The organism is Jeotgalicoccus sp. FSL K6-3177, from assembly GCF_038050175.1.
In the GTDB taxonomy this organism is placed as follows: Bacteria; Bacillota; Bacilli; order Staphylococcales; family Salinicoccaceae; genus Jeotgalicoccus; species Jeotgalicoccus nanhaiensis.
In genome coordinates, this window is the sequence record NZ_JBBOSK010000001.1 from 1,461,736 (window position 1) to 1,479,321 (window position 17,586).

Here is a 17,586-nt window from a genome sequence, read left to right on the forward strand (position 1 = left end):
GCATCTCAACTTGGTGATTAACGCTCACCGCACGTTTTGCGCTACTCACTCCTATTGGAGCGTTCACACAAAACTTATCATAGCTACTTTCACAGTATGCACCGGTAAACTTTCACCACTATCGTTTACTCTCTTTGACGCCTGCATACAGCTACTCTTCTACGTCTCTCATATTTATATAAGTTAATAGTATGCGACTTTTAAAAAACTGTCAAGATTGAAGTCGGCCTCTGTTACTGCGTGCGTTTTCTGTTCAAATATTTTAAATAATAGCCGACAATCGGCACAACGACGATAATGATAAAGAATATCCTGAAGATATGATAACTCGAAATCATTGCGATATTACCGCCTGTTTCAATCGCTATAACGATAATCTGCCCAAGCCCGCCCGGTGCGGCACTTAAGAAGAGGTCGTTAAACTGATGCACTGTAAACAGCTGGAAGATAAAGACGATAAACATCGTACCGAAGATAAGAATCAGATTCTGCAGGAGAATCGAAAATATCAGGCGCTTGTTCAGCTGTGTCATCAGGGATGCGATCTGCAGGCCGATCCGGATACCGAAGAGGATCTGCGCAATATTAATAAAAACAAGATCCAGCGAAAACTCAATGCCCGTCGTTAAATTCCATATAATTAAGACGATAATCGGTCCGAGCATTAAGCTTGCCGGGAAGTTTATCTTCTGAAGAAGGTAAATTAGCCCAAAGGCAGCGACGGGAATAATCAGCATCTCCGGTATAAAGATAGTTGAGATGTAATCGACCGCGGCAGGCTCCGCCCCGATTTCAGAAGACGGCTGGAAGAGCCCTGAAACGAAAGGGACAATCAGCACGATTAAAATAATCCGCGACATCTGAGTGAGCGTCACGAGCAGAATATCCGCCCGCTTCTCCTCCTCCGCCATAATCAGCATCTGGGAGAGGGCTCCCGGAACTGAAGCGAGAATTGCTGTTTCCGGCGTACTGCCGGTCAGGTAGATAAACAGCCGGGACAAGGCGAGACTGAGTAAAAGAACGAGAATGGTCATAAGAAAAATGTTAAATAAATCATCGCGCATGTCCATTAAAGCATCGAGCGTCAGAGTGGAGCCGATTTCGACGGCCATAATCGTGACCCCGAGATCACCGAGCCAGCGCGGAAAAAACAACTCGCGGCGGACCAGCCGGATGTAAAGAATCGTCGCAATCATCGAACCGAAAAGCCACGGCAAAATCATGCCGAGTGCGGATAAGCCCGTTGAAATCAGAGCCGCCGCAACGACGAGCAGCAGGAAACGAAGTACTTTCATAAAATCACCTTATCTATTCAAGTGTCATCTATAATAATAACTTATATTACGCTCGATATAAAGTAAGTTGCTTTTTACACTTATGCGAGGTGCGGGCGGTGATGTACTTGGGGTTGGTTGCGATTGATCCCGAGTACGGCGGGGGTGCCGTGTCGTACTTGCGGCTGTTCCCGAGTACGACGGCGATTTCGTGTCGTACTTGCGGCTGTTCCCGAGTACGACGGCAATTCCGTGTCGTACTTGAACTTGATCTCGAGTACGACGGCGGTTTCGTGTCGTACTTGCAGCTGTTCCCGAGTACGACGGCGATTTCGTTTCGTACTTGAACTTACTCCCGAGTACGACGGCAATTCCGTGTCGTACTTGAACTTGATTTCGAGTACGACGGCGGTTTCGTGTCGTACTTGCAGCTGTTCCCGAGTACGACGGCGATTTCGTTTCGTACTTGAAGCCGCTTATTTTATCAAAAGTCCATGCGGACAAGTATTATAATGACACAATACCCTCATTCTTCGTTAACACTCGCTGTGCTTACGCCCGGTATAGAACGGGGAATCGCCGTCGTCATCCCAAGCCACCCGATTCACAACGGGAAAATGCCGTTGTTATCCCAAGCTGTCCGGTTCACAACGGGAAAATGCCGTTGTTATCCCAGCTCCTCCGATTCACAACGGGAAGTCGCCGTTGTTATCCGCCGCCCCTCACTTTCACAATCTTTATCACACAAACACTAGCTATCCCCGTCTTCTTTATCGCTCACAACTCTTTCCTGCTCTTTTAAGAAGAAGGCGAATATCAAACCGATGACTGCGAGCACTGCCGAGGCGATAAAGGTATAATTGACGCCGATGATTTCGTCGGCAGGCGACGGGCCGTCAGCGGAGCCGCCCGAAACATTGAACGCGACTCCCGTCATAATCGTAATAAATAGTGCGGTGAAAAGCGACCCACCGATTTGGCGCATCGTGTTGTTCAGCGATGTGCCGTGGGAGATCATATGATTTTCGAGCGCATTCATGGCGTAAGTTGTTAATGCCATCATGGATAAGCCGACTCCGAGCAGGCGCACAGTATAAACAATCGTAATATAGGTGAATGTCGTTTCAACTGTCAAAAAGGACAGCAGCACAGAGGTCGCTAAAATCAGGCCGAGACTGGTAAAGGTAAGAATCCGGATGCCGTAGCGGTCAAACAGCCAGCCGGCGACGAGCGACATAATCCCCATCACAAGAGCGCCCGGCAAGAGTGATAGCCCCGATTGAAAGGCCGTGAAGCCGAGCATGTCCTGCATTAAGACCGGGACGATATTATTGGCGCTGACCATCGAGACGAAAACGATAATCCCGATCAGCGAGGCCATGAGAAAGTACGGATTAGCTAAAACGTGGATTTCAAGTATCGGCTGAACTAATATAAACTGCCTGCGGACAAAGAGACCAACGATTACGAGACCTGCCAGAATAGGCACGATCACCTCTAAGCTCGTCCAGCCGCTGACTCCGGCGACTGAGAAGCCGTACAGCAAACCGCCAAAGCCTAAAGTGGACATAACAATCGACAGTATATCGACTTTTGGATTGGTCTGTTCTGTAACGTTCCGCATATAAAAATACGCAAAGACGATATTCAGTGCTGCGAGCGGCGCAATAATAATAAAGAGGGAGCGCCACGGCCAGAATTCTACGATATAACCCGACAGAGTCGGTCCGATAGCCGGCGCAAAACCGATAATCAACCCGAACAGCCCCATCGCTTTTCCTCTGTTTTCAACGTCGAACATCTGCAGGAGAATGACCTGGGACAGCGGCATCATAATACCCGCGCCTCCGGCCTGCAGAATGCGCCCTGTAAGCAGTATAGGAAATACCGTCGACAGTGCTGCCACTACCGTGCCTGCTGTAAATAAAATCATCGCGGTCATATACAGTTTCCTCGTCGTAAACTTATTAATTAGAAATGCGGATATCGGAATCATAATTCCGTTCACTAAAAAGAAGCCCGTCGTCAGCCACTGGGCGGTGCTGAACGGAATATTCAAATCTTTCATAATGACAGGCACCGCCGTCACCAGCAGCGTCTGATTTAAAATCGAAATAAAAGCACCGACAATTAATATGGCAATGACCAGATTGCGCGCCTTTAAATTTCCTCTTTCCTTTGTGTTATTCATAGTGCCAGTCCCCTGCCCTAAGTTTGTTTATATATAGAAAAAGACAAACTCATACAATACGAGTTTGTCTCTTTATCTCAAATATTATTGTTCACCAAAGAACTCATAAAGTGCAGTCAGCTCATCGTCAGCAATCTGATCTTCACTGAAGGCAGGCATTGAACCCTGGCCTTCGCGGACGATTGATGTAAACTCATCTTCAGCAAGGCTTGTACCTGCTAAAGCTGGACCCATTGCACCTGAGAAGTCCTGACCGTGACATGATGCACAGTTGTCGCGTGCGATTCCTTCAGCATCAACGTCTCCGCTCGATGCAGTTTCTTCGCCGCCTTCTTCAGAAGCTTCTTCGCCTTCACTGCCGCCCGACTCTTCTCCTGAATCCGCTGTTTCTTCAGTTCCGGATTCTTCTTCGGAAGCAGTATCACCGCCGCCGCTGCCTAAGTGGAAAATAAGTAAAGGAACGATTAAGAAAACGATAATCACAGGTACTAACCAGTAAAGGTGTACTGTGCCTTTAGTTTTGTCAGACGGATTTTTTTCGATGTAGCGAGGTTGGCCATCGACTTTTGTTCCGCGTGGACGTTTTTTGTTATCACTCATTATGTCTACCCCCCATTTATACTATCACTCACTATTATACACATAATCTATAAGTCATGAAGTACAAAATTTAAATTATTTACCCGTAACTTTACTTAATGCCTTATCAAACGCATTAATTGTCGTCTCGATGTCTGCTTCAGTATGTTTTGTGGATAAAAAAATATGAATTAGTCAGGGAAATAAAATAATTTGAAAGGCTATTAAAAGCTAGTGTATCAATACTTAGGAGAGAAATATAAATTCTATCTTTTTCATTTAATTAAACTTTACCCCTTTGAGTAATGATTGTCAACACAGCTTCTACCTCATTGAATAGTTGTTAAATCCTAACACGCTAAAATAGATAATTCTCTGTAGATAAGCTCATTAAAGTATAAATTTCTTTTCCTAACTACATGCAGTTATCAGGAAAACATATAGATATAAAACAGAATTTTTTCAATAAATCTACCTCATCTTCAATATATTTACGTTAACTATATTGTTTCTAATTCTAAATAGCTATAGGCAAATTTAAAAACAACTTACCTCGATAAGTAAGTTGCTCTCTAAATATAGATTTCATTTTCCTATTATTCTTTCTGCGTGAGACTCAAATGTATCAATTAAATATTTTCCGTCTTTATAGATTATTAGAGCTGGTATAGGGTTTGTTTCAAGCTGCAATGCAACAGTATAACCTTCTCCAAACTTTTGCATAATTGTTTCTGAGTACAGTTGTATTATTTCTCTAATAGCATCTAAATCATTTTCATATGCCTCTGTACCTTCTTGAGAAAGAGCTAATTCTGTTGCCTCCTCTAACTCTCCCGTATATGTAACTGTAACTTGGGACGTCAATTCATTAACGGTGTATACAACATCTTCAAGCTCAGCCCCTAGCTCATCTAAAAAGTTCTGAACACTATCCTTCTCTTTCAGATTGTTACTTTCGAAAGAGATTTGTTCTTCCTTTAGTTCTAGAAGTTCACTATTCTCTACTATAACTTCATCTAGCTGAGTGCTGATTAGTTTATTTTCTTCCTGAATTTTTTTATTCTCTGCTTGCAAGTTTTCATATTCTTCAAAAGATACTTTCCCCTCATTACTACATGCACCTAAAACAAATAACGATATAAATAATATTATGTGCTTTTTCAATTCTATACCTCGTTTTAAATATATTTACATTAAGTATAATATTACTATATCGAAATAGCTATACAAAAAAGCACCATATCTAATCGAGGATAAGTTGCTCTAGAAGATGGATTTTATTTATCTACTAGTCTATTAATCACCTTTATAAAATCTTCTTATCTTACTACTCTAGATACAAAATTTGAGTAACAAAAAAACCTTTTAAACTTAAAATGAAATGAAAATTTAGATGAAAAAAGCAGCTAATATTTTAGCTGCTTGGTGGAATAGAATTATTTTCTTCTGAATTCTCTTTAGAACCATTTTTATCATTATCTTCAGGAAACTTGACAGCAGTGAAAACATAATATATAAATGCAGCAAGTAACCCCAGTAAAATAATAATCACTAAATATAGAGCATGGTCGACACTTCTTAATGTGATAATAACTAAATATACGATCATCGGAAATGTCGCCATAGCTGACAGTAAAAAAGTTAGAGCTTTATTTTCAAAATCTATTTCCTTATCATTTCTTGAATTATTATAATATTCTTTAGTGTGAAGATATTCATACCGCTCTTTTAAAAATTTTGTGAATAATATGGGTGACAATATAAAAATAATATTAGTTAGTTCATTAATATTCTCTGTTTTCTCTGTGAAGTTAATAACTACAATTAAAGCAATTATAAAAATATACAACACTAGTCCCACTGTGGTTATTCTATTAAAAGATTTACTACTTTCTGGCGCTTTCTCACCTTGTTCTTCAAGCCCCTTCTCTTTTCCTCCCAATATCATCTTCCTCCAATATTTAAATTTATATCTAACTATACCAATATCCAAAAAATTAACAATATGAACTCTTCTATATTTTCTTGCTTGTCCATTTGTAACATTAGTCATTTTATGTTCATAAACAATTTTGCTAAACTCTCTAAGTTTAAAAATCTTATCCTGTTTGTTCCGTGTGAATCTTGGTCTACTCTTCTTTTTAAGCATTAAAAAATCCACTTTTTCATTTTTAATAAATGAAAAAGTGGAGATGATTACAAAAATTACTTAGTCTAAGCAACTCAAGGTAATGTTTCTATAAAGTATATTTTTCTCAAAGATTTTAAATTATAAAGCGCTAAAACTTCGTTATTTCCATAAATTTTACTGTTTTATAAAAACCCTCAATCCCTTGTCGCTCTAGTCATGAAGTACAAAATTTAAATTATTTACCCGTAACTTTACTTAATGCCTTGTCAAACGCATTAATTGTCGTCTCGATGTCTTCTTCAGTATGTTTTGTAGACAAGAACATACCTTCAAACTGGGACGGCGGGAGGTAAACTCCTTCATCTAAAAGAGCCTGGTACATCGCTCTGAATAATTCCAGGTCGCTTGTATTTGCACTGTCGAAGTCAGTCACCGGACCTTCAGTCAGGAAGAAACCGATCATTGAGCCTGCGCGATTAACCGTAATCGGCTTATCGTGTTTGGCAAATACTTTTTTCAGTCCCGCTTCAAGCTGGTCTGCGAGCTTGCCGAAGTAATCGTAGCTTTCTTCAGTCAGCTGGCTGAGCGTTGCAAGTCCCGCGCTCATAGCGAGCGGGTTGCCCGAAAGCGTTCCAGCCTGATAAATATCACCGCTTGGCGCGATACGTTCCATAATTTCTTTTTTACCGCCGTAAGCGCCGACCGGCAGGCCGCCGCCGATGACTTTACCGAGACATGTTAAGTCCGGTGTAATGCCGAAGTAGCCCTGTGCTGAGTTGTAGCCGACACGGAAGCCGGTCATTACTTCATCGAAGATTAACAGCGTATTATTTTTTTCTGTAAGATTGCGCACAAATTGAAGGTAGCCTTCAACCGGCGGCACGACACCCATGTTGCCTGCGACAGGCTCCATAATGACTGCTGCGATATCATCGCCGAATTTATCGAATGCTTCTGTTAAGCTAGCTTCATCGTTGTAAGGCACAGTAATCGTGTTTTTCGCAGTCCCTTCAGGCACGCCTGGAGAGTCCGGCAGACCGAGGGTCGCAACACCGGAACCTGCTTTAATTAAGAGCGAATCACTGTGACCGTGGTAGCAGCCTTCGAATTTAAGTATCTTGCTTCTGCCTGTATAACCGCGGGCGAGACGTAGTGCTGCCAGCGTCGCTTCTGTCCCTGACGATACCATGCGGACCATTTCGATGGACGGTACGCGTTCCATAACAAGCTCAGCCATAGTCGTTTCAAGCTCTGTCGGCGCACCGAAAGATGTACCTTTAACCGCAGCGTCCTGCACGCTTTTTACGACTTTATCGTCTGCGTGGCCTAAAATTAAAGGTCCGAAGCTGAGCGAGTAGTCGATAAATTCATTGCCGTCGACGTCGTAGAGACGGGCACCCTTCGCGTGGTCGATAAAGAGCGGGTGGTCGCCGACTGATTTAAAGGCGCGGGCCGGAGAGTTAACACCGCCGGGCATTACTTTAACCGCTTCATCGTAGAGTTCTTTTGACTTGTTATACATCCTAAATCTCTCCCTTATTAATTTTTTCCGCAAGCTCTTTTGCGAAATAAGTAATAATCATATCTGCGCCTGCTCGCTTCATGGAAATCATCTGTTCTGCGATCACTTCTTCATCGACGAGGCCGAGGTCAATCGCAGTCCGCGTCATCGCATACTCACCGCTCACGTTATAGGCGATAATCGGCAAGTTGGAATTGTTGCGCACATCGCGGATAATATCGAGATACGACAGCGCGGGTTTGACGATCATCATATCCGCCCCTTCCAGCGTATCGCTTTCTAATTCGCGGAGCGCTTCAAGACGGTTGGCCGGATCCATCTGGTAAGTGCGGCGGTCGCCGAAGGACGGTGTCGATTCCGCAGCATCTCTGAACGGACCGTAGAATTTAGATGCATATTTAATACCGTAGCTCATAATCGGAATATGAGAGAAACCAGCCTGATCGAGTCCACTGCGGATTTCTGCGACAAAACCGTCCATCATATTGCTCGGTGCTATAATATCAGCGCCCGCTTTAGCCTGCGACACCGCAGTCTGTACAAGGAGCGGCAGGGATGCATCATTGTCCACATCTTCTGTAACGGGATCGATCAGTCCGCAGTGGCCGTGGTCTGTATATTCACACAGGCACGTATCCAGTATAACGAGCAGTTCCGGATAATGTTCTTTCGACAGGCGGCAGGCCTCCTGGACGATGCCGTGATCGTGGTAGGCGCCTGTGCCTTCTGCATCTTTTTCATTCGGAATACCGAAGAAAATAACGCTTTTAATGCCGAGTGCCACCACTTCATCGAGCTCTTCTTTAAGCAGGTTCAATGAAATCTGGTATACACCTTTCATCGATGACACTTCCTGTTTTATGTCCGGTTTTTCAACGACAAAAATCGGATAGATTAAATCATCTTTTGATAGTTTCGTTTCGCGCACCATATCGCGCATAAAACCGCTTTGTCTTAAACGGCGGTGTCTGTCAAAATTCATTATTGAATACTCTCCTTAATAAAATTAATCATATGTCCGAGTGTTTCATGCTCCGGTTTTGAAGCAGTTAAGCCGTACTTATTTAAACGCGTTTCGGTCACATGGCCGATTGCGATAAAATGAATATCTTTAAGCTCTTCTTTGCTAAAATGCCCCATAAGGCTTTCTACCGCAGACGGCGATGACAAGGTTAAATAATCGATGCTGCCGAGATTATCCCTGATTCTCTCAATTGACCCTTCGTGAACTTTCGGGTAATACAGCTCGATTTCAGTAACGTCAGCACCTCTGTCCCGCATATAATCGCGCATCAGCGGCCGTTTTTGGCTGCTTGCGGGATAGAGTATTTTATCGCCTGGATGAATCGTGCATTCCTCGATAAAGCCTTCCTGCGTATACGTCGACGGTTCAAAGTCCACGTCGATGCCGTGCATGTTCAAAGCTTCCGTCGTCTTTACGCCGATGCTCGAGATTTTATCCGCCTGCACCTCTTTAAAATACGGCAGAAAATGCTTCACCGTATTTTTACTCGTCATAACGAGCCAGGTATAATGCGTCTTCAGGACGTCAGTATCAAAAGGCAGACTTTCAGTCGTAATGAGCGGGGCGTGGACGAGAGTTAAATTGTCGTCCGGCGCCTCCTCAAAGGTTGACTGAGTGACATAGACCACCGGTTTACTTGCCGGCATTATTCTCATTAATCATATCTATAATCTCTTTGGCACCGACTTTTTCCATTTCGTCCGCCACAAGGTTGCCGAGTTTTACAGGATCTTCATGTGATTTTTTAACGACGTAGCGTTCGTTGCCGTCTTCAGACATAATTAAGCCTGTTAAATATAATTCTCCATCTTCAAGCGTTGCATAACCGCCGATTGGCACCTGGCAGCTGCCGTCCATGCGTTTTAAGAAAGTGCGTTCTGCTGTAGTGCACGTTGCATCCTCTTCTGAATGCACTGATGCCAGCATATCGATCAGTTCTTTGTCGTCCTCGCGCACTTCAATGCCGAGTGCTCCTTGGGCAATCGCCGGGATGAACTCTTCCGGATCAAAGTATTCCGTTACGACACTGTCGCTCCAGCCCATGCGTTTCAGTCCTGCAGCTGCAAGCAGAATCGCATCGTACTCGCCCGCTTCCATTTTCTTAATGCGCGTGTCGATATTTCCTCTGACCCAGTTGACTGTAATGTCATCGCGCATAGAGAGCAGCTGGGCGCCGCGGCGGAGACTTGACGTGCCGACGATGCTCCCTTTCGGCAGGTCTTTAAATAAGACTTTGTTATTCGATAAAAACGCATCGCGCATATCTTCGCGCTCAGGCACACAGGCAATAGTAAAGCCTTCCGGCAGTTCGCTCGGTACGTCTTTCAGACTGTGGATCGCCATATCGATTTCTTTATTTTTCAGTGCTTCTTCGATTTCTTTAACAAAGAGCCCCTTGCCGCCGACTTTAGATAATTGAACATCGACGATGCGGTCGCCTTTAGTAACGATTTCTTTTATTTCAATTTCAGCTTCCGGGAAGGCCGCTTCAAGCTTCTTTATAAACTGCTTCGACTGCGTTAAAGCAAGGCCGCTCCGGCGTGAACCAACAATAATTTTTCTCATATTTTATACTCTCCTTAAAGTGACCAGAAATGAAAATTGGATATTTCTGAAAGAATTAAATAATTCAGCATGACCAGCACAAAAATTGCGATGCTGTAGACGGCAAACTTAGCCGTATCGGCTTTAAATTTAACCATTGTTAAAATGATGCTGTACATAATAATAACACACACGGTGCCGATAACTTTCGGGTCGTAGAGAACAGAAGGACCGATAATCTGGAGTCCCCAGACGATTCCTATTATAATACTTATACTCATTAAAATCACACCGATAAAGGTCAGTCTGAGCATTACTTTTTCCGCCGTGCCGATACTGAACAGCGAAAAGAAACTTCTATTGAACTTTTTCTCTTTTAAATTCCGGCGCTGAATTAAGTATATAACGGCGTTCAGCATGCCGATAAAGAAGACGACATAAGCGAGCAGCGCACTGCCCACATGAACGACTAAAAGTTCGTTGACAATTTCAAGCGTCAGCGCCGTCGAGCTGAAGTTCAGCGATGAAAATGTATAAATCGTCATTAAAAATATAGTAATCATTAAGTAAAACAGCAGTATAAATTCCGACTTCGTCCTTATAAAATGAATAATTCCAACGATGATCAGTATCAGGCTTAAGCTGAAGATACTTTCAGCGAGTGTCAGAATCGGAATTCTGCCGAGCTGGACCCCGAGCTGCACTACCGACAAAAAGTGCAGTATAACAGCAGGGGTCAGCACATACAGAGAAACCTTTCTGACTTGTCGATTTCTTAAAAACAAATCATATGACAGTGCAGAAAGGCTGATAAAATATAACAGTAATATAATTTCTTGAACGCGGAACATCATATCCATAAGATATCCACCCTGCTAATTAAGGTTAAGCTGTTCTTTTCTTGCTTGCAGTTTCTCTCTCTGTTTGGAGTTCGAAACTTCACGCTGAGCCTCGACTTCTTCTTCGATGTGGAACATCGCCATAATATCTTCAAGTTTCTCATCGCGTTTTTTGTCGCCGGCGATTTCTTTCGTAAAGATAATCGGATCTCTCAGCATCTGGTTAATAATACTCTTCATATGTTTTGAAATCACCGTGCGTTCGCGGTCGGACATATCCGGCAGCTTGCGCTCTAGAGAATCCAGCGTTTCGTCGTGAATGTTAAGTGACTTCGTGCGCATTGCCTGGATAACAGGCACGACACCCTGCACGTTCAGCCACTCTTCGAATTCCGCTGTCGTGCCGTCGATCATTGCCATAATCTTCTCTGCTTCTTCTTCGCGTGAAGCGAGGTTAGCATCGACTAAGCCCTGCAGATCGTCGACATTGTACATATATACATTGCCGCTCGAATCAATGGCAGGATCGATGTCTCTCGGCAGCGCGATATCAATCAGAATCAGCGGTGAAGTGCCTCTTGTTTTATTGACCTCATCGATCATATCTTTTTTAATGACATAATCCGGTGACGATGTGCTTGAAATAACGATATCCGCTTCTTTTAATTCAGACTCCAGGGCGTGCAGGTTCTCTGCACGGCCGTTAAAGCGTGCAGCAAGCTCTTCCGCTTTTTCCAGCGAGCGGTTTAAGACGACAACATCTTCGATGCCGTTTGATGTTAAATTCAAGAGTGATTCTTCCGCCATTTCGCCTGCGCCGATAACGAGCACCCGGCTCTTTTTAACGTTCGCAAAGATGCGTTTAGCAAGTTCCACCGCAGCATAAGAAATCGATACTGCATTTTTCGAAATATCGGTTTCGTTATGACCGCGTTTCGCGACAGTGATCGCTTCTTTAAACAGCTTATTAAAGATGGTCCCTGTCGTATGTTCTTCCTGGGCTGTTAAAAACGCGTCTCTGATTTGTCCGAGAATCTGCGTTTCGCCGAGCACCATAGAATCGAGTCCTGCTGTTACTTTAAAGAGATGAGACACGGCCTCATCTGCCACTTTCATATCCGTCAGCTGCTTAATTTTTTCATAATCAACGTCGAACCAGTCCGCGAGAAATTTTCTGGAATAATACGCCCCCGTATGTTCCTGATCACTCACGACATAAAGTTCCGTGCGGTTGCACGTCGACAGCAATGTCGCTTCCAAAATACTCTTCTGCTCGCGCAGCTTGTGCAGCGCTTCAACGACTTCATCGTCCTGGAAGGTAACCTGCTCACGCTCTTCCACACCGGTATTTTTATAATTTAGACTTAATGCAATAATATGCACTATAATGCCCCCTCAAAACTAATCCGCACATATTTTTTAAAATGCGCGAGTTTACCTATTCCCTATTTATACTAATTATAAATTAGATAGATATCAAGCAATCTAGACAAACTTTTGTAAAGCTGTCATAATTTCAGGCAATTTCACTTTATCTACAGATGAAAATGGAAAAATCTGGTCTTCCGGCTCCATCTCAAGCTCTCTTTTAATCACGCTGATATGCTTTTGTATTTTGCCGCGGGCAATCTTATCCGATTTTGTTGCCACGATAATGACCGGCAGCTCGTAATATTTTAAGAAGTCATACATCGCGATATCATCATTTGTCGGCGGATGGCGGAGATCGATCAGCTGCACGACACACGATAAAGTTTCGCGGTTTTTAAGATAGCCTTCAATCATGCCGCCCCACTTTTCGCGTTCTGATTTCGACTGTTTCGCATACCCGTAACCCGGCACATCGACGAAGACAAACTTGTTGTCCGCATTATAAAAGTTCAGCGTAATCGTTTTACCCGGTTTTGAAGATGTCCGTGCAACACCTTTTCTGCCGCAGATTGCATTTATAAAAGATGACTTGCCGACATTCGAGCGTCCGCTTAAGGCAATCTCTTTCAGACCTGTTTCAGGGTACTGCTCTTTAGATACTGCGGAAATTATAATATCTACATTACTTGGATTAATTTTCATCTTGTCACTTCCTTTAAAAAAGGCTGTCGCAATGACAGCCTCTAGTATTTATGCACTTTTCTGGTCTGCTCTAATTTCGTTGCCTTCTGCATCGTAAATCAGCGGATCTTTTTCATCGATAATCGTTTCCCGTGTAATAACGACTTTCTTAATATCGTCATTTGAAGGAACTTTAAACATAATGTCCACCATGCGTTCTTCAATAATAGAGCGCAGTCCGCGGGCACCTGTCTTACGTTCAATAGCAAGTTCACTGATTGCATCGAGTGAATCCTCTTCAAAGATCAGTTCAACGTCGTCGATTGCCATCATTCTCGTATACTGTTTAACAAGCGCGTTTTTCGGCTCTGTTAAAATAGATTTCAAGGCGTCGACATCGAGTTCTTCAAGATAGCTGATAATCGGCACACGGCCGATAAATTCAGGAATCAGGCCGTAACTCTGAAGGTCATCGGGACGGACTTTCGCCATCAGCGCATCTTTGTCTGAGAAGTCCTCAGTTGCACCACCGAAGCCGATTACCTTGTCGCCGAGACGGCGTTTAATGATGTCTTCCATACCGTCGAAGGCACCGCCGAGAATAAACAGGATATTCGTCGTATCGATCTGGATAGACTCCTGGTTCGGGTGTTTCCGTCCGCCTTGAGGCGGCACGCTTGCTGTTGTACCTTCTAAGATTTTAAGAAGGGCCTGCTGGACACCTTCACCGGATACGTCTCTTGTAATCGAAGTGTTTTCGCTCTTGCGCGCGATTTTATCGATTTCGTCGACATAAATAATACCTTGTTCCGCGCGTTCAACATCGAAGTCCGCTGCCTGGATTAAACGGAGCAGAATGTTCTCAACGTCGTCACCGACGTAACCCGCTTCAGTCAGGCTCGTCGCATCCGCAATTGCAAACGGCACGTTTAATGAGCGTGCAAGTGTTTGTGCAAGCAGTGTTTTACCGCTTCCTGTCGGACCGATTAAAGCGATGTTGCTCTTCGCAATTTCAACTTCATCTTCGCCCATATTGTTAATGCGTTTGTAGTGGTTGTAGACAGCAACGCTGAGTGCGCGTTTAGCATTCAGCTGGCCGATTACATACTCGTCAAGAGACTCTAAAATCTCCTGAGGTTTCGGAATATAATCGAAAACTGCAGTCGTATCCATCTTCAGTTCTTCTTCTATAATTTCATAGCAGAGCTCGATACATTCGTTACAAATGTACACGCCGCTGCCGGCAATAAGTTTTTTGACCTGTTCCTGATCTTTACCGCAGAAAGAGCAGGTTAAATCTGTATCATCTTCGTTAAATTTAAACATTTATATACACCTCATTATATACTTCCAATAAAATATACTAGAAAATCTATCTTAAATCAATTGAGCTGCATATTGATGAAAAGCTCTACACTAGACGTGCAGAGCTTTTCATGTATGTGGTTCAATTTATAGATTACTCAGCTTTTTTACGGTTGTCTACCAATACGTTTAAAGCTTTTTGGATTTTAACATCTTCTTTAATCATCGTTGCATCGCCGAGTGCTTTTTTCACATCGTCAGCAGGCATGCCGAATTGTTCAGCTAAACGGTTAATTTCAGCATCTACATCTTCGTCAGTCACTTCGATGTTTTCCTCTTCAGCGATTTGTCTTAACGTTAAGTTAGTACGTACGCGTTTCAGAGCATCTTCTTTCATCTGTTCGCGGAGGCCGTTTTCGTCCTGACCTGACAGCTGTGTGTAAAGTTCAAGGTTCAGACCCTGCTGTGATAAGTTCTGTTCGAACTCCTGCAGCATGCGTGAAGTTTCTGTATCCACCATTGCATCCGGTACATCGATGTCAGCATTGTCAGCTGCTTTAGCAACAAGGCTTTCTTTTAATGTTACTTCGTAGTTGTTTTCTTTTTGAGCTTTCACTTCATCTTTAAGTGCAGCTTTTAATTCGTCGACAGTTTTAGCGTCGCGGTTTTCAAGTTCTGATACGAACTCATCTGTTAATTCCGGAGTTTCTTTTTGCTTAAGTGAGTTCACTTTAACTTGGAATACAGCTTCCTTACCAGCTAACTCTTCAGCGTGGTACTCTTCAGGGAAAGTCACGTTAACGTCTTTCTCTTCGCCTATTTCCATGCCGACCATCTGCTCTTCAAAGCCCGGGATGAATGAGTTTGAACCGACTTCAATTTCGTAGTCATGAGCGTGTCCGCCTTCGAAAGCTTCGCCGTCAACGAATCCGTGGAAATCGATAGTAGCGATGTCGCCTTCTTCAACAGTGCCTTCTTCTTTAACAACTAAATCAGAGTACTCAGTAAGGATGTGATCGATCTGGTGATCAACTTCTTCGTCAGTCACGTCAGTGTCGATTTCTTCACCTTCAAGGTTTTTGTATTCGCCAAGTTTAACTTCAGGCTCAACTGTAACAGTTGCTTTAAGAATAACATCTTTACCTTTTTCGATCTGTTCAACATCCACGTCAGGCTGAGCAACCGGTGTAATACCAGCTTCATCAACAGCTTTCGCGTAGTTTTCAGGTAACAGAATGTCTAATGCATCCTGGTAAAGAGATTCTACACCGAAACGTTTTTCAAACATTTGACGGGGTACTTTACCTTTTCTGAATCCAGGCATGTTAATGTCCTTAGAAACTTTTTTAAATGCTTCATCTAAAGCAGTGTTTAATTCTTCAGCTGGAATTGTAATTGTTAAAATCCCTTCGTTACCTTCTTGTTTTTCCCATGTTTGAGACATAATACATTTTCCTCCATTAAGTCGTTTTTTCAATTAACCTGTATATTATAACACATACAAATATTGATTCAAATGATTGATTTACAGCGAATTCTCTGCGATCTCGCGTTCGATTTCACCGAGCCAGTGTTTGACTTCAGCGTCCGCATCGTAAGACGCGGGCATGCCGAGCATTTCTTCAATACGTTCACAGTAAGCTTTCACTGCCGCTTCAGCCGTAAAATCAGGCTGCACCGGATACATATATATCGCGTGCCCCATAAGGAGCTCTGTCGCTGCCTCGGTAAAGGACGGGTTGAACTGTTCAACTTCATCCAACACCTTCGGCAGGACATCCTTGACGATAAAATACTCTTCCAGACTGCCGAGCTCTGCCGGCTGCACTGTCATCTTCACGCCGCATTTCTCAATGGTTAGCGTACCATTAGAACGTACGCTTCGCAAATATAAAAGCATAGCAGTCTTAAGCTCGTTGCGATTTGCCTCGCTGAAAGCTTCCGTTATGAGATTCGTATAGGTTATATCGTGCGCTGCCGTAATCTTTTCCACAAATTCAAGCTGCTGAAACAGGTTGAATTTATCGAATTCCTCTTTAGAAATGACCGGTTCCTGGTCGCTCAGCATTCCGCGGAGCTTGTTGGCTGCATTTTGTCTCAAGGACAAAATATCGATGCGGAAACCTTGAGGAATCGGCTCTTCGAGCAGGTGGCCGGAAAACTCCAGCACCTCTTCGTAATTGCCCATATCGGATAACGCCTGCAGCATATATACCATATGCGTTTCGTAATTGCCGTCGCCGTTGTTCATCTGTTCAAGAGAATAATCAACGAGCTCCCCCGGACGTTTCGACCGGAGCAGTGTTTCATACAGCATCTCTTCAGCGTGCTCTGACGGTTCTGTGAGATTCGTGTACTTAGAAAACGTTGACAGGAAACGCGCGTCATCACCTGCATCAAAATAAGCCTTCAGATCGCGTTCGAACTTCTTAATAAATCTGTGGTGCGTCGTAACCTTATTGTCCATAAGCATCACGGATAATCAGTTCACTCCACGATTCGTACGGAGACATCGTTTCGAGGATATCGTTTTTAACCCATTCAAGTGCAATGGTGTCCTCTTCTTTATTAATAATTTTATCTTTTTCAACGTCGATTTTTAAAACGAGACCGATATGAACTTTACCGACTTCGTTATCGTCATCGTTGATTAAGCCGTGAATTTCAATATTTCTCACGTCGTCAGCACTTAAGCCGACTTCCTCTTCAAGCTCGCGTGCAGCGTTAACGCGGAGCTTGCCGTTGATATTCTCTTCAGACTCAACATCATTCATATGGCCGCCGACCCCGATCGAAAGAAGACCGTGGAGACGCGCCTCGCCGCCGCCTTCAAGACGTTTGTAGACAAGCGTTTCGTCACTGTTGGTAATAATGCAATAGCTGATCAGCTGCTTGTAGCTCGGATCCTCTTCCATATCACCGCGGCGCTTCACTTCGAAATCGCCGAATGACTTCACGATTTCCTTGTAGCGGTTGTCATCTTTAGAAATAAAGCCGTTAAAAGCATGCGCTTCCCCATTAAATAATGTATCGCGTTTTACTACTAATATCTGTTCATCAAATTTACTCATGTATAGTCTCCTCGCAGGGTGAATCTTTCTCTGTATTTAGTAATTTTAAAAAA

At 43.5% G+C, this 17,586-nt stretch carries 17 protein-coding genes and 1 other annotated feature (1 of these 18 only partly in view); of the genes, 1 reads left to right on the plus strand and 16 read right to left on the minus strand.

Going from position 1 to position 17,586, the window contains the following annotated elements; genetic code table 11:
• Positions 1-177: a binding site (T-box leader), on the minus strand (it extends 49 nt beyond the left edge of the window).
• 56 nt (positions 178-233) lie between these two features.
• Positions 234-1,295, minus strand: a complete 1,062-nt coding sequence (locus tag MHH58_RS07290; RefSeq protein WP_341345491.1) for an AbrB family transcriptional regulator — start codon at positions 1,293-1,295, stop codon at positions 234-236.
• Positions 1,296-1,396: 101 nt separating this feature from the next.
• On the opposite strand from MHH58_RS07290, the gene MHH58_RS07295 reads away from it, so the two are divergent.
• The gene (locus MHH58_RS07295) at positions 1,397-1,621 is read left to right on the plus strand and encodes a hypothetical protein (protein ID WP_341345492.1); all 225 of its coding nucleotides are present in this window, start codon (positions 1,397-1,399) and stop codon (positions 1,619-1,621) included.
• A 404-nt stretch (positions 1,622-2,025) separates the two neighbouring features.
• Here the strand turns inward: MHH58_RS07295 and MHH58_RS07300 are convergent, their stop codons facing one another.
• The 15 genes from MHH58_RS07300 to MHH58_RS07370 all read right to left on the minus strand — a co-directional run bounded on the left by MHH58_RS07300 (position 2,026) and on the right by MHH58_RS07370 (position 17,533).
• Entirely contained in the window at positions 2,026-3,465 is a 1,440-nt protein-coding gene (locus tag MHH58_RS07300) for an MDR family MFS transporter (RefSeq protein ID WP_341345493.1), read from the minus strand.
• Positions 3,466-3,549: 84 nt separating this feature from the next.
• Positions 3,550-4,065: a c-type cytochrome gene (locus tag MHH58_RS07305; RefSeq protein ID WP_228063409.1), complete on the minus strand. Its 516-nt coding sequence runs from the start codon at positions 4,063-4,065 to the stop codon at positions 3,550-3,552.
• A gap of 564 nt (positions 4,066-4,629) precedes the next feature.
• Complete coding sequence (locus MHH58_RS07310; RefSeq protein ID WP_341345494.1) at positions 4,630-5,208, minus strand: hypothetical protein; 579 nt, start codon at positions 5,206-5,208, stop codon at positions 4,630-4,632.
• Positions 5,209-5,458: 250 nt separating this feature from the next.
• Positions 5,459-6,193 (minus strand): hypothetical protein, encoded by a 735-nt coding sequence (locus MHH58_RS07315; protein WP_341345495.1) that lies wholly within the window; start codon positions 6,191-6,193, stop codon positions 5,459-5,461.
• A 217-nt stretch (positions 6,194-6,410) separates the two neighbouring features.
• On the minus strand, positions 6,411-7,697 hold the full coding sequence (gene hemL / locus MHH58_RS07320; protein ID WP_341345496.1) for a glutamate-1-semialdehyde 2,1-aminomutase: 1,287 nt from the start codon (positions 7,695-7,697) through the stop codon (positions 6,411-6,413).
• Position 7,698: 1 nt separating this feature from the next.
• On the minus strand, positions 7,699-8,679 hold the full coding sequence (gene hemB / locus MHH58_RS07325; RefSeq protein ID WP_341345497.1) for a porphobilinogen synthase: 981 nt from the start codon (positions 8,677-8,679) through the stop codon (positions 7,699-7,701).
• A complete protein-coding gene (locus MHH58_RS07330; protein WP_341345498.1) occupies positions 8,679-9,377 on the minus strand; it encodes a uroporphyrinogen-III synthase in 699 nt (232 codons plus the stop codon). Before MHH58_RS07330 ends, hemB begins: the two co-directional genes overlap by 1 nt.
• Positions 9,355-10,287: a hydroxymethylbilane synthase gene (gene hemC / locus MHH58_RS07335; RefSeq protein WP_135097070.1), complete on the minus strand. Its 933-nt coding sequence runs from the start codon at positions 10,285-10,287 to the stop codon at positions 9,355-9,357. The genes MHH58_RS07330 and hemC overlap by 23 nt, the downstream gene beginning before the upstream one ends.
• 14 nt (positions 10,288-10,301) lie before the next feature.
• Positions 10,302-11,126 (minus strand): cytochrome c biogenesis protein CcsA, encoded by an 825-nt coding sequence (gene ccsA, locus MHH58_RS07340; RefSeq protein ID WP_341345499.1) that lies wholly within the window; start codon positions 11,124-11,126, stop codon positions 10,302-10,304.
• Between the two features lie 15 nt (positions 11,127-11,141).
• Positions 11,142-12,488: a glutamyl-tRNA reductase gene (gene hemA / locus MHH58_RS07345; protein WP_135097073.1), complete on the minus strand. Its 1,347-nt coding sequence runs from the start codon at positions 12,486-12,488 to the stop codon at positions 11,142-11,144.
• Between the two features lie 102 nt (positions 12,489-12,590).
• On the minus strand, positions 12,591-13,178 hold the full coding sequence (gene yihA, locus MHH58_RS07350) for a ribosome biogenesis GTP-binding protein YihA/YsxC (RefSeq protein ID WP_115884192.1): 588 nt from the start codon (positions 13,176-13,178) through the stop codon (positions 12,591-12,593).
• A gap of 48 nt (positions 13,179-13,226) precedes the next feature.
• Complete coding sequence (clpX, locus tag MHH58_RS07355; protein WP_135097075.1) at positions 13,227-14,483, minus strand: ATP-dependent Clp protease ATP-binding subunit ClpX; 1,257 nt, start codon at positions 14,481-14,483, stop codon at positions 13,227-13,229.
• Positions 14,484-14,616: 133 nt separating this feature from the next.
• Positions 14,617-15,906 carry a trigger factor gene (gene tig, locus MHH58_RS07360; protein ID WP_341345500.1) on the minus strand — a complete coding sequence of 430 codons (1,290 nt, stop codon included), beginning with the start codon at positions 15,904-15,906 and terminating at the stop codon, positions 14,617-14,619.
• Between the two features lie 81 nt (positions 15,907-15,987).
• Positions 15,988-16,929 carry a hypothetical protein gene (locus MHH58_RS07365; protein ID WP_341345501.1) on the minus strand — a complete coding sequence of 314 codons (942 nt, stop codon included), beginning with the start codon at positions 16,927-16,929 and terminating at the stop codon, positions 15,988-15,990.
• A complete protein-coding gene (locus tag MHH58_RS07370) occupies positions 16,919-17,533 on the minus strand; it encodes an NUDIX domain-containing protein (protein ID WP_341345502.1) in 615 nt (204 codons plus the stop codon). The genes MHH58_RS07365 and MHH58_RS07370 overlap by 11 nt, the downstream gene beginning before the upstream one ends.
• Positions 17,534-17,586: the final 53 nt, after the last annotated feature.